This is a genomic window from Psychrobacter urativorans (assembly GCF_001298525.1).
Classification (GTDB): Bacteria; Pseudomonadota; Gammaproteobacteria; order Pseudomonadales; family Moraxellaceae; genus Psychrobacter; species Psychrobacter urativorans_A.
Map to the genome: position 1 here is coordinate 560,764 of NZ_CP012678.1, position 13,386 is coordinate 574,149.

The following is a 13,386-nucleotide window of genomic DNA, read 5'->3' on the forward strand; positions in this document are numbered from 1 at the left end:
CTTCAAAAATATAATACTCAAGCTATACGCTGATTAAACAGCGATTAACTGCCATTCATTATTCTGTAAATTGAAACGATGCGTGATGTCTGTTGGACAATCATGCGCATCTAACGGCATCGTGACGCGATAACCTTGCTCACGCAAACCATCGACTTGTTGCGCTAATGCTTGTTGTTGCGCATCATCAGCATTACTCATAGCAGTGTAATCAACGATAACTACCATCGGCGTATCCAGTTGTGTATGCGCCAGCAAACGGCTGACATCCATACTAAAACCAGTTGCCGCACGTGGTTGTTGCTTATTGCTATAATTGGCATTTTGTAAACCGTCAAAACGCCCGCCGCGAACCAATGGTTGGGTTTCACTATTCATATAACCATTAAACACAATGCCCGTATGATAGTGATAACCTGATAACTCGGTCACATCGATACTCACTTGACATTGCCAATGGTCTTGTAGATGCGTCTTTAAACGTTGCAATTCATCGACCGCTTCTGCAATTTTGCTGTCTTGCTGAGCCTCGATTGATAGCTTGGTCAATAACGTCGCCATATCATGCCCAAAACGAGCCAATGCATAAAAATCATCGCCCATTGATAATGATTGGCAGACACGTTTTAGCTCAGGCAAATTCTTATTCGCATACAGATGCATCAGCTGTTCCGTATCATTATCAGATAACTGCGCTAATACGGCTAAGCGTTTGAATATTGCCACGTGACCCAAGTCAATATGTAATGCGGCGCTCATGTTTAAGCTATTTATCATACTAAACAGGATATCTATTAACTCAATATCTGCACTTAACGATTCACAACCAAAAATCTCCGCGCCTAATTGTAGCGGAATACGTGACCCAAATAAGCCTGAAGGTAACGTATGAATCACATGACCCGCATAGCAATAACGTGCAATACCCTCGCCACCATGATGCGCATCAATGCGCAAAATCTGTGGGGTAATATCCGCACGCAGACCCATTAAACGACCTGTGATTTGGTCAATAATTTTAAAAGTCTGGCGTTTTAAGTCCTCTGAAGCTTCACTCAGTAAAGACTCCGTAAACTCAATCATCGGTGGGCATACCAACTGATAACCATGTGTAATCAGTTGCTGGGTGAGCTGATAACGGAGCACTTCTTGCTTTTGCGCGTCTTCAAACAAAACATCAGCGACCCCATCAGGCAGCAGCCAGCTATTGGCAACGTCGCTGGCAACGTTACTGAGATAAGGTAGGCGATTGCTAACAGCAGCGCTATCAGAATTTGTCGAGCTTAGCAGAGCAGGTACAGCAGAATCAGAACTGGCAGACACAATAAATCCTTGTTTGGTATAGCGCTTACCAAAAAACGCGATATTATAAGGGCATGTTTATCATCAAATCAATAACACACATTTTGTATTTTTAGCGCACAACATCATTAGCCCAATTTTTCTAAAAAAACTAGGTAACATCAAATTAGCAAGTAATAAGTACCCGTTAAGATGATAAAACGATGATATTCATGTGATAAATATTTAAGGCGCTTTACGTCTAAGTTTAGCATAACTGCTAAGTTTCGCCTAGTCACAATTGGTTCTAATCCTTAACTGAATCGTTATTAATTTTCACTACCACTAATCTATATCTGTATTAATATTTTGATATTACCAACACCATTAGTGAGGTTTATAAAGCAGTCAATAAACGGTTGCGAGCCTACTGGGAATATCTTTTAGCGGTGATTAGTAGCGTTATTTGCATGGCATGTTTACGCCAGACTCATGTTACACTAGCCCAGTTTTTGATTAGTTAACCACTTAAGCTCCTAATTTTTCAGCTACTATTTTCTTGAGCAATTAATTTGCTAAGCCATTAATTTCCTGAGTCATTGATTGATAGTAAATCATCCTCTGTATACTCTTTATTTTCATTATTCGTCTCGGAGACCTTATGTCATCTGATTATCATCCCAATCCTGCCATCAATGGAACCAACGTACTCGGTACTGAGCTTGCCAGCTGCTGCTTTGACCCTATTACCGGCTATTATCGTAATGGCTTTTGTCATACTGGCAACCATGACGTTGGACAACATACCGTTTGCGTCAAAATGACCAGCGAATTTTTAAACTTTTCATCCAGTCGTGGCAACGATTTAATCACCCCACTGCCTGAATACAACTTCCCCGGTCTAAAACCCGGTGATTATTGGTGTATTTGTGCGCTACGCTGGGTTGAAGCGTTAGACTTCGATGTTGCGCCACCTATTAAGCTGACCGCCTGCCACGAAAGTCTATTAACGCTGGTGGATATGGAAACTTTAAAACGCTTTGCATTGTAAGGCATAGCGTTTTCTGACTGCCTATGCTTTGCAAGATAACTGTATTTTGAAAGATACCTGTTCTTTGCAAGCAAATGATTAACTATAGGTTTAGCACGCTTAATGATTCATCAATAGGCAATTTTTTCAACAACGATTGGCTAATTACTATATTTTTTATATCTGTATTTTTATTTATATTAAGGAGGCGTGAATGAGCCGCGATGAAATGCCGTCAACGAAAATAACGACTCGTATCACACCTGAATCTAATCTTGAACATGCTTATTCTGATGTGGAAGAGGACCGCTCATATCTCGATTATGATAGCTATATCTACGGCGATGCCGATGCGACGCTTGAAGATACGCTCGAGACCATGACTGTTTATGATCCTGACTCCGAACGCTATGAAGATATCGATGTAACAAACGCTGATGAAATAGTCAATTGCTATGCCTACTCACGTAAAACAGGTGAGCAACTGGAACAATTGCCACTGAGTGATGTTAGTAAAGCCTTAACGAATAGCGGACAGTTTATTTGGCTGGGTCTGTATGAACCCAGTTTAAAAACCATTGCAAAAGTGCAAAATGCCTTTGATTTGCACGAGCTGGCGATTGAAGATGCCTTTGCTGACCATCAGCGCGCTAAGGTTGAGAACTATGACAACGATACGATATTTGTGGTGATACGTACCGCCAAGCTTGAAGATAATGTGATTCGTTATGGCACGACAGCAATATTTATGGGTAAAAATTATCTGATTACCATTCGTAATGGACCCTCTAACCCTTATACGCCTGTACGCGACCATTGCAACCGTCGCCCTGAAAAGCTGCGTATGGGACCAATTTTCGTTTTGCACGCCATTCTTGACTTTATTGTCGATAATTATATGCCGGTTACCGACCGTTTAGGCAGCTATTTACGTGAACAAGAACGCAATATTTTTACTTATGAATTTAATAAAGAAACGCTAAAGAACTTATATGAATTAAAATCACAATTGGTACATATGCGTGCCGTTATTTTGCCGGTACAAGACATCTGTAGCTTTTTTATTAATCATAAAAAGAGTGATTTAGTCTCTTCTTTTTCGCAAGCGGCAAAGCCATATTTTCGTGACGTCAATGACCATTTGCTACACTCTTTAGATGCCATCAATGGGCTGAATGAGATGCTCAGTGTGGTAATGAATACCTATCTAGCGATGGTTAATATGGGACAGAACGAGGTGGTACGCAAGCTTGCGGCATGGGCAGGTATTTTAGCCGTGCCAACCGCAATCGCGGGTATTTATGGGATGAACTTTGACTTTATGCCAGAGTTACATTGGAAGTATTCCTATTTAATTATTATGTTATTCATCGGTTCGCTCTGTAGTTATTTATACTATAACTTTAAAAGATTAGGTTGGTTATAACACCTAAAAAATTAAATAAGCATTTTTAGTGCACAAAAAAAAGGGCTTCCAATTGAAGCCCTTTTTTATACTAAATTTTCTTTATTTTATATGATGCTACACACGTTATTTTGAGTCAAAAATAACAGCTTATTGACGGATACCCTAACTTATAAACCTGCTGATTTTTCGGCAGCATCGACAGTTTGACGAATAAGCGTATTAATAGTCATGGGTCCAACGCCACCTGGTACTGGCGTATAAGCGCTAGCGATGTTTTCCACACCGCGCATTTCGATATCACCAACGCCACCAGTATCGGTTGGATGGAAGCCAGCATCAATCACTACTGCCCCTTGTTTTATCCACTCAGATTTAATCAACTCAGGCACACCCACCGCCCCAACAATAATCTCCGCGCGTTGTACATGAGCCGCTAAATTTTGCGTTTTTGAATGACAAATAGTGACGGTACAATTGGCATTCAACAGCATTTGTGCCATAGGCTTGCCCAAAATAGCGCTACGTCCTACCACTACGGCTTCTTTACCCGCCAATTCAATATTATTATGGTGTAATAGATGCATGATACCCTGCGGCGTACACGAACCGAATGCAGACTCTTGCATACTCATACGACCAAAACCTAAGCAAGTCACGCCATCGACGTCTTTTTCAAGTTTAATCTGTTCAAAACAAGCGCGCTCATCGATTTGGGCAGGCACAGGATGCTGTAACAAAATACCGTGCACATCTTGGCTATTATTCAGCTCATCTATCTTAGCCATCAACTCTTCAGTTGTGGTATTACTCGGCATTTCCACGCGAATAGAATCCATACCGACTCGTTTACAAGCGTTGCCTTTCATACGCACATAGGTGGCAGAGGCAGGATCTTCACCGACCAGTATCGTCGCTAAAATTGGCGTGCGTCCAGTTTTGGCTTTAATAGCATCAACACGAAGGCGCAGTGCGGTCTCTATTTCTCCAGCAAGTGCTTTGCCATCGAGCAATGTGGCAGACACTTGAGCAGACGACGCGCTAACCTCAGTCGTCTTGGTCTCAGTTGACATGGCATTTGGCGTAGCATTTGACATAGTAACTCCATCGATTAAGCGATAAAAGGTAAAGACAACGCGAGCATACTCTCTACACGCCTGCCTTGTACTCGCATTTATAGTTGATTAGCGTTCATAAAAGTAAGTATTTATAAACCTAACATCACGCCATAAAACAAGTACTAAATTAAGCATGGTATTGTACCTACCTCGCCCGTAAAAACCTAGTTGTTAACACCTCCTAAATCCAAAATCCTACGCGCTTTTCTGCTCATAGCTGGAAAATGATAATAAATAGCCTTCTCACGCACAAATTTAAGACTAGCACCCTAATAAATCATCCTCTTTGGTAGTAATCATGACCTAAGAACGCTAATAATAATAAATAAAGTAGATTTAGTGAAAAAATAGCTTGTAATTTAAAATATTTTTGCTAATATAGGCGTCCTTGATTGGCTGGGTGGCAGAGTGGTCATGCAGCGGACTGCAACTCCGTTAACGCCGGTTCGATTCCGACCCCAGCCTCCAATTATTTCGGTTTAAATTATTTTAAAGTTTTTATTAATTTTATCTTGCATAATAAATAAAAACCTTTATAATAGCGACCACTATCTAGCAAGTAAATTGCTTATAAAATAGCATTTACTGAACAGATAACACAAGTTTTGCCCGGGTGGTGAAATGGTAGACACAAGGGATTTAAAATCCCTCGCTAGTAATAGCGTGCCGGTTCAAGTCCGGCTCCGGGTACCATTATAGCAGTACAAAAAAACACCATTAATAATTTATTATTAACGGTGTTTTTTTGTCTTTATTTTAGTGATATTAAACCAATTATCGGTATTTAATTTATTCTATCAACCAAGAAAAACGCTTGATAAGTAATCTGAGCGGATAGCCACGCGTCAAACTCTTCTTTGCCATTGAAAATATTGCTCATCAGCTATGTTAAGTAATGCTTCATCCTCTTTAGTATCGCCATAAGCATATATTTTTTGATACGCATCAATATTGACCAGTGCTCTCACTCGCCTCGCCTTTTCCTTACCTGAGCAATCGGCATTATTATATTTACCAGTAAGCGATCCTCTATTCACTTGAAGTTGACTACAAATCAGCTCTACGCCTAGCGCATCGCACCAAGGCTTAAGGTACACCTCTAGCGAGGCTGACACGACAATTACCCTATCTCCCGCTTCAAGATGCCACTTAATTCTCTCTAGTGCATTTGCTCTAATAACTGTTGTCAAAAATTCTCTGGCATAAGTTTTACCAAGTGCTTTGAGTTGCGTGTTAGAAAAGCCTTTTAAACCGACATAAATGATTTGCTGCCGCAATGTAGAGCCAGACAGTATACCGATACGGTAGCCTATAATTGAGGGCAAAAGCAGTAAACCTCCCCAATATATTCTTGAGGACGGCACTACTTTTTTTATGAAAGGTGTAAAGGTATCGCAATGGGTGATGGTGCCATCAAAATCAAATAATGCTAAATTCATAAGTATGCTCTAAGCTATTAATGACTGTTACCCGCCATAATGCAAATTTGGCTGTAATAAAAACCTACGCTTGCAACAACCCCTGAACATTAATACTATCTCCCTTAATAGTCGGATAATCTGCAAATTTTAAGGTATAACTACCTTGCGTATTGACGCTGATCTGACAACGCGCACCCAACGGAAAACTTTGTTTACGTTCAATATGACCAAAACCCATCCCGTTATAAATAGGCAATCCAGTCAGCTTATGTAATTGGCGTACAACAGTTGCGACATCATAACGCGCATCATAACTGTCCTCACCTGTGCCCGATAGCGCCCCAAATACGACGGCTTGCTGACCTTTAAAGACTCCGGCTAAATATAAATCATACAGCATGCGCTCAATACGATACGGCTGCTCGCCCACGTCCTCTAGGAACACAATACCGCCCTCAATACGAGGTAGATAGTCGCTGCCTGCCAGTGCCGATACCACACTTAAATTACCGCCCCAAATCTTTCCGATTATAGTTTTGGTGTCACCTGTTGCTAAAATAATGGGGAGCTGCTTACTGGTTAATTCGGCACTTTTAACCTCAATACTTAAATTAGGATTACTCAACGCTTCTACAAACTGTTTGCAGCTCAGCTCATCTGGTTTGGTTTTGCCAAACTCGCTATAGAGCATTGGTGCTGCGAGCGAACTCATCCCTCCTTTCGCCAACAACGCGCATTGAATAGCGGTAACATCACTGAATCCTGCCAGTATCGTACCGCGCTCTTTCATCACGCGCCCAAGCGTCTGCCAATCAATCATCGGTAGCAGACGCATTGCCCCATAGCCACCACGTACGCCCAGTAACAGCTTTGGCGCAGCGATAGCACCGGTCGCAATATTCTGTAAGTCACTGGCACGCTGACCATCAGTACCGGCAAAGCGCAGATATTGCCGACTGACGATAGTAGGATTAGCCACCTTGAACCCAGCGCATTCCAGCCGTGCTAATGCCAGCTCGTTACGGGCGTTATTACTGCCGGCATTGGAACTGGCAAATAAACGTGTCTCAATACTGGGCACGATACAATTTGCTTGCACATGCGATGACTGAGATAGCGGCTGTGATGACGAATTTTCATTCATCAACGACATTGGTAAATCATCTTTGGTAAGTTGCGCGTTTTTACTTTGGTTACTAGTAGTCGCCGCTAACGTCTGAGTGATATTTTGTGTTACCAGTAAACCTGCACTCATCCCTACTCGGTGTAAAAACTGTCGCCGATTAAGCCCAATGGCTGTTTTAGTATCTCTTTTCATATTCGTTTACTTATTATTTTGCCTAGTTTTCAATGGGTGCTGTAGTGTCTTTGACACCATAGCTTATTTTTACCTTTAAAATTTTATCTGCATCTAGCTGCTGCTAATTTTTATGGTGGCGCGCTATCTGCTGTGAAAGCTCATATTTTAGCGTATTTAATCAGCATCATAGTTGCAGAACCTTTGCCCAATTTGCATTTCTGATACTATCAAAGCCCATGACTATCATGACAATATAAAATAGGGCGCTACCCATATACAACAAATCAATCATTAAGCGGTTTGGTACTTGCCGCTGTGCTTGCTATAGTATTGGCGTGCAAAACTGATGATGGTCAATAACCATCAACCTTGGTTTTATCAGGCATAACAAATTAACCACACAAGGAATAATCATAATGACAGACGACCAAAAGAAAGAAAATAATCTTAGTAAGAATGCGCTATACAACGATAAGTTGAATGATAAAATGGCAGAAATAGCCCATAGCGAAACCAATGAAAAGCTGCTCGATGCCGATCTTGAATACATCATTAAAGAAGAAGAAAAATTAAATGAAAAACTAAAAAGTAGCAGCCATCTTAAACGCTTTACAACCGATGTCGCCTTATTTATCAGCTTAGTCAAGGATTACTCGCAAGGCAATTATCGCAAAGTACCTTACAAGTCCATTGCAGCGGTGGTGGCAGGATTAGTCTATATCTTGAATCCTATTGATATTATTCCAGACTTTATCCCAGTAATTGGCTATATTGACGACGCTATTATCTTCGCTTTTTGCTTAAAAATGGTAGAAAAAGACCTGCAAACTTATCAGGTGTGGCGAGAGAGTCAAGACAAGACCGAGACATCAACCACTGCTTAAACACTTAAAGCGCGAATACGTTGTTATAGATAACACTATAGATAGCTGTGTATTAATGATACGATCAAAAAAAGCAACGCTCGATGATTTAATTATTGGGCGTTGCTTTTATAATTATGAGACTATGATAGTGAGATAGTGATTAAATAGTTTATTTTATCAAAAAATCATACTTGTCCAATGACTGGTATTTTTAATCTGGAACGTCATAACGAACTTTTTCAGGATTTAACCCAAAGGAATAAACAAAGGTAGCCACCAAGCTATTGATAATAATAAACGGTAAATCAATGGCGACGTGTCCGAGCACATAACGTCCAAGTAACCAAGAAACAATGAGCATAATAATAAAAAATCCGCCCATATAACCTAAAATCGCGGGATGTTTTAAATTGTACGGCTGCTCTGGCGGCGGTTGTTTATCCAATATATAGCTGCGTATCGCCCAACCTGCGGCATAAGAAAAGCTACCCAACACCACATAACTAAAAAAATTCATATTATTTGACCGTTTTGACCATGCTCTTTTTGACCATGCTGTTAATAAACTGCCGACTGGCGCTGCTACGGTGTCACCTTGATGACTCAAATTTTTGCGTTACAGCTCTGTCGTGGCGCTTGTCTTATCTAGTTTAATATTGGCGTGCGGATTAGCTAGAATATCAGTATTGACCTCGTCGCACTCTACCCGATAAATGGTATTGGCGCCTTTATAGATATAAGACAAATACTCGCTATCAAGCAGCGGATCAATATTGGCATAGGCAGTTTTGACATGCGCCATGACTAGGACTCTGTCTGGGCGCCCAATGACTGCATCGATATTATTAGGGTCGATAGAGAAATATTTAGGAACATCGCTATTATTTAACACTTCTAACGGTTCAGGGGTATCCCAAACGCGATTGGCACTGGCAGGCTCTTTCATCTGCATGAACCACGCGCCATTTTGTTCACTGACTTTAATTTGTGCAGGCTCGTCATGACTGACGGTATAACAGCCTGCAAAGATAGATAAATCAGGCTTGGCGGCAATAGTACTATCTGCTGTCGTAGTTGGACTATTGTTGTCTGTACTGTCACAGCCGACTAACAATAGCGCACTACAAGCTGTGATGCTGGCAGCCAAAATAGATAATTTTTTATAAATAATCTCTGCGCGTAGGGTTGTCATAAAATCATCCTGCATGAATGCGTTAAAGAGTGTGGCTATCAGTGTTATTTTAACAGAAAATGAGGGCACTACTATTTCGTTATTAGGTTTTGCAGTTTTATATATTGAGACTGCGCATGTGTGCAACGGATTTGTTATAATCAGCTTCAACCAAACCAATGTTATTTAAACGCTATCATAACGTTTCAGCACCCTTTTAAAATGGGTGCATACTTATCCTTTATCAAGCCCTTTATTAAGCCAACGAGTTTTTATGTCAGACCACTTTATAGCAGCACCATACGTCACCAACCATAACGCCACTGACCCGCTAGCAGCCAAAACTGACGCAACGGTGGCTTATGCCGATGGTGCATGTAAAGGCAACCCTGGTGCAGGAGGTTGGGGTGCGCATCTGATATTTAGTAATGGGCAAACGCAAGATTTGTACGGTGGCGATTCCGAAACCACCAATAATCGCATGGAGCTGATGGGGGCAATTCAAGCGCTCAATCACAGTCCACGTGAGTTAAAGCTAGAAATTTGGACAGACTCCAGTTATGTCAAAAAAGGGATAACGGAGTGGATTGAAGGTTGGAAAAAAAGAGGCTGGAAAACAGCCAGTAAAAAACCAGTCGCCAATCAAGACTTATGGCAGCAATTAGATGAGCTTTGCCAAGCACGCGATGTAGATTGGTACTGGGTAAAAGGTCATGCTGGACATGCCGGTAATGAAAAAGCAGACGAGCTAGCCAACCTTGGCGTTACCTCTAACAGTGGTCATGCAATTGTAAATAATGAACAATCGCCAGTCGCCACTAATGATAATGTGAGTGAAAATATTAATGACAGTATCCGTAAAAAAAAAGTGTCGTTAATGTCTGATAAAACTGAAATACTATCCGATGATGATTGGCTCACAAACGATATTTTAGGCTTTGACATGTTGGATGATGACTCAGATGAGGAATTCTCCGCCGAACCCCACGACACTATTTTAACTGAGCTGTCTTTAATTGAATCCAATCACCAACCGAATAACGCGACACCGCCGATGAGTGCTCATATCATGACCGCAGACAGCTTAATAATAGACCACCGTGAATCAGACGTGTCAGTAGACTTGCCAAAATTCGATGGTGATACCAGTCGTGCCAACCCACACTTTCGTCCCTTATTGCCCAAGCCTATTCATCGTCATGAAGCCAATCGACAGCTGATTATGGATACGGAAACCACAGGATTAGATCCACTCAAAGGGGATCGCGTCATTGAAGTCGGTATTGTGGAGATGATTGGTCGTAAGTTTACCGGTGAAAAGCTGCATGTCTATATCAATCCACAGCGTGGCATGGATGAAGTGGTCATTCGTATTCATGGTATCTCTGAGGCATTTTTAGCTGACAAACCAACTTTTGATCAAGTCGCGCAACCTTTGTACGAGTTTATGGATGGCGCAGAAATCATCGCTCATAACGCCTCATTTGATATGAGCTTCTTGTCCATGGAATTTAGCAAAGTGGGTATTACAGATTTTGCTCAGCGCGTGCAGGTAACCGACTCATTGGTTATGGCAAAACAGCAATATCCGGGACAAAAAAACACGCTTGATGCGCTTGTACGTCGTTTAAACGTTGGTAAGCAAGACCGTACCTTTCACGGCGCATTATTGGACTCAGAGATTTTAGCTGAAGTCTATTTAGCGATGACGGGGGGTCAAGTATCCTTAGCCATTGAAGAAGAAGGTCAATCTGATGGCGGACAAACCGCTCATACTCAGTTCGCCACGCTTGCCGCTTTATTAGTAGAGTCTAGTACTGACAGTAGCGAAAATCAAAACTGGTTTGCAAGTTTGGCAGATCAATATCCAGAAATTAAAACTAAAATGGCACAATGGTAACTATTTAACTCACAGTTACGAATAGTCGCAAATAAACCCTGAATTCAAACTATTTTAAATATTATAAAAAACCACGGTATAACAATAATAGTTAATCATCAATATTTTATGGAAAAATAATTATGCGCCAGTCAGAGCAGCTAACCTTGACCGTCCCTACCCTGAGTATTACTAATTTTGACTTGCCGTCACTACATTTATTGCACGATGAGATTATGGTCACGTTAAAAGATACTGAGACTCATTTAAGCGAATTTAACGATGATCATGAGCAAGCACCGTTATTATTAGATTCTATTGGCGTCTTAACCCAGCTGTCTTGTATCTTTGAGCTGATTGCGCTTTCAGGCGGTCAAATACTGACTGGCGCTATCGCACAGGGTTTGCAAAAACTTTATGACAACAGTGACAATACCAATAGCGCCCTTATTATGGATCTGTCAGAAGCCATCATGACCCTTGATCGCTATGTTGAATTTGTATTATTGACACAAACGGTCGAGCCAACGTTACTATTACCGATCATTAATAAGCTCCATGCTCATAGCGGCCAAGACGCTATTCCTGCGGATCATTTTATGGGTTTTGGCAGTAGCAGCATCATTATTGCCAATCCTGAACAAAACTTTTTGCCGTTAAGTGAGTTGAATTTGGATAGTGAACTCCTTACTAATGCTTATCGTAGTGGTTTTGCTGTCGCCCTAACCAATAAAGACGGTAATATCACGGTTGATAATAAGCAAAAACTGTCCGCTATGAGCGCCGCTTGTGCATTAATCGCAGCGCATAGCCAGTGTTTATTCTGGCAAGCAGCTACGGCAGCAGTGACTGATATTGAAACCATTTTGCCGTTAAGTATTGGCCAAAAGCACACACTCATTTATTTAGAGCAGCAATTTCATAGCTATCTACCAGTCATGGATACACGATTTGCCGATTTAGTGAGTTTTGCCTGTCAGCGTGATAGCGAACTGGCGGCAACGCTACGTGGACAATATGCCAGTAATCAATTAGAGCTGCCACAGCTTAAACAAATGCAACGCTTTTTATTCGGTCCTAATCGTCAAGTCACCGATATTTTAAACACTTTAATTCAAGCTCAAATTAATACGATAAAAGAAAAAGTCGATAGTTATGCGCGTGGTAATTCGCTCACTGCTGTTGCCCTACAGGCTGAGCAGATAGCCGATGAGCTCATCGAGCTGAGCTCAACCCTACAATTATTAGGCTTAAATACCGCAGCAACAGCGCTACAGAAAGCAGGTGCAGCTGTTGCAAAATGGCAAACCCCTACGCCAAGTGACTTTGACCATCTATTGCTCGCCCTCATGAGTGCAGAAAATGCAACCATTACGATGGCGAAAATGCACATTCCGGGCGTGGTAAAGTTACCCTTAAATAACAACAAAATCTCCTTACATCAGCTTGATACGGCTTATGATACGTTGATTAAAGAAAGTCGTACCACCATTGCCAGTGCTGAACAGGCACTCAATGATTATTTAGCCGATGCCAGTCGTGATGTGCTCAACATCCAAAATATCCCTGAGATGCTGCGCCAAGTGTCTGGTGCGGTACGTTTCATACATCTACCAATCTCAGCCAGTATGTTGAGCCAATTAGCCAATTATATGGACGAGCGCCTTGCCGTGAATCATCCTTTTGATGGTAAAACGCTGGCACATATGGCTGATGTGATGATGTCAGTGGACTATCGCTTGGAGGGCTTTGAGCATAATCGCCCTGTGAGTAAGCACTCACTGGATGTGGCGCAGCACAGTTTAAGCCAATTATTAGCGGCTTAAATTTTACTTATAATAATGAGTTATTTCATTATTATGCAATCTAATCTTGTTACATTCGTAATATTAAGCCCGCTGATATTTGCTTTGGA

Annotated in this window: 10 protein-coding genes, 2 tRNA genes and 1 pseudogene; 7 read left to right on the forward strand and 6 right to left on the reverse strand. The window is 41.4% G+C overall.

Annotated elements, in window-relative coordinates; translation table 11 throughout:
• Positions 1-33 precede the first annotated feature (33 nt).
• The gene (locus AOC03_RS02330; RefSeq protein WP_062533426.1) at positions 34-1,323 is read right to left on the reverse strand and encodes an ATP phosphoribosyltransferase regulatory subunit; all 1,290 of its coding nucleotides are present in this window, start codon (positions 1,321-1,323) and stop codon (positions 34-36) included.
• A 619-nt stretch (positions 1,324-1,942) separates the two neighbouring features.
• Between AOC03_RS02330 and AOC03_RS02335 the strand changes: the two genes are divergently transcribed.
• Both AOC03_RS02335 and corA read left to right on the forward strand, forming a co-directional pair.
• Positions 1,943-2,332, forward strand: a complete 390-nt coding sequence (locus AOC03_RS02335; RefSeq protein WP_062533427.1) for a DUF2237 family protein — start codon at positions 1,943-1,945, stop codon at positions 2,330-2,332.
• A 193-nt stretch (positions 2,333-2,525) separates the two neighbouring features.
• The gene (gene corA / locus AOC03_RS02340) at positions 2,526-3,737 is read left to right on the forward strand and encodes a magnesium/cobalt transporter CorA (protein WP_062533428.1); all 1,212 of its coding nucleotides are present in this window, start codon (positions 2,526-2,528) and stop codon (positions 3,735-3,737) included.
• 149 nt (positions 3,738-3,886) lie between these two features.
• On the opposite strand, the gene folD is transcribed toward corA, so the two are convergent.
• On the reverse strand, positions 3,887-4,789 hold the full coding sequence (folD, locus tag AOC03_RS02345) for a bifunctional methylenetetrahydrofolate dehydrogenase/methenyltetrahydrofolate cyclohydrolase FolD (RefSeq protein WP_062536388.1): 903 nt from the start codon (positions 4,787-4,789) through the stop codon (positions 3,887-3,889).
• A gap of 439 nt (positions 4,790-5,228) precedes the next feature.
• On the opposite strand from folD, the gene AOC03_RS02350 reads away from it, so the two are divergent.
• Both AOC03_RS02350 and AOC03_RS02355 read left to right on the forward strand, forming a co-directional pair.
• Positions 5,229-5,302, forward strand: a tRNA-Cys gene (locus AOC03_RS02350).
• A gap of 139 nt (positions 5,303-5,441) precedes the next feature.
• Positions 5,442-5,527 (forward strand) — tRNA-Leu (locus AOC03_RS02355).
• A 152-nt stretch (positions 5,528-5,679) separates the two neighbouring features.
• On the opposite strand, the gene AOC03_RS02360 is transcribed toward AOC03_RS02355, so the two are convergent.
• A complete protein-coding gene (locus tag AOC03_RS02360; RefSeq protein ID WP_062533429.1) occupies positions 5,680-6,273 on the reverse strand; it encodes an HAD family hydrolase in 594 nt (197 codons plus the stop codon).
• 64 nt (positions 6,274-6,337) lie between these two features.
• Complete coding sequence (locus tag AOC03_RS02365) at positions 6,338-7,573, reverse strand: LD-carboxypeptidase (protein ID WP_062533430.1); 1,236 nt, start codon at positions 7,571-7,573, stop codon at positions 6,338-6,340.
• 665 nt (positions 7,574-8,238) lie between these two features.
• On the opposite strand from AOC03_RS02365, the pseudogene AOC03_RS12825 reads away from it, so the two are divergent.
• Positions 8,239-8,343, forward strand: a pseudogene (locus AOC03_RS12825) (YkvA family protein); the annotation flags it as partial.
• A gap of 289 nt (positions 8,344-8,632) precedes the next feature.
• On the opposite strand, the gene AOC03_RS02375 reads toward AOC03_RS12825, so the two are convergent.
• A complete protein-coding gene (locus AOC03_RS02375; RefSeq protein WP_227514272.1) occupies positions 8,633-9,028 on the reverse strand; it encodes a hypothetical protein in 396 nt (131 codons plus the stop codon).
• 9 nt (positions 9,029-9,037) lie between these two features.
• On the reverse strand, positions 9,038-9,613 hold the full coding sequence (locus AOC03_RS02380) for a hypothetical protein (protein WP_062533431.1): 576 nt from the start codon (positions 9,611-9,613) through the stop codon (positions 9,038-9,040).
• Between the two features lie 253 nt (positions 9,614-9,866).
• Between AOC03_RS02380 and dnaQ the strand changes: the two genes are divergently transcribed.
• Positions 9,867-11,492, forward strand: a complete 1,626-nt coding sequence (gene dnaQ, locus AOC03_RS02385) for a DNA polymerase III subunit epsilon (RefSeq protein ID WP_062533432.1) — start codon at positions 9,867-9,869, stop codon at positions 11,490-11,492.
• A 122-nt stretch (positions 11,493-11,614) separates the two neighbouring features.
• Positions 11,615-13,297 carry a hypothetical protein gene (locus AOC03_RS02390; protein WP_062533433.1) on the forward strand — a complete coding sequence of 561 codons (1,683 nt, stop codon included), beginning with the start codon at positions 11,615-11,617 and terminating at the stop codon, positions 13,295-13,297.
• The last annotated feature ends 89 nt before the right edge of the window (positions 13,298-13,386 follow it).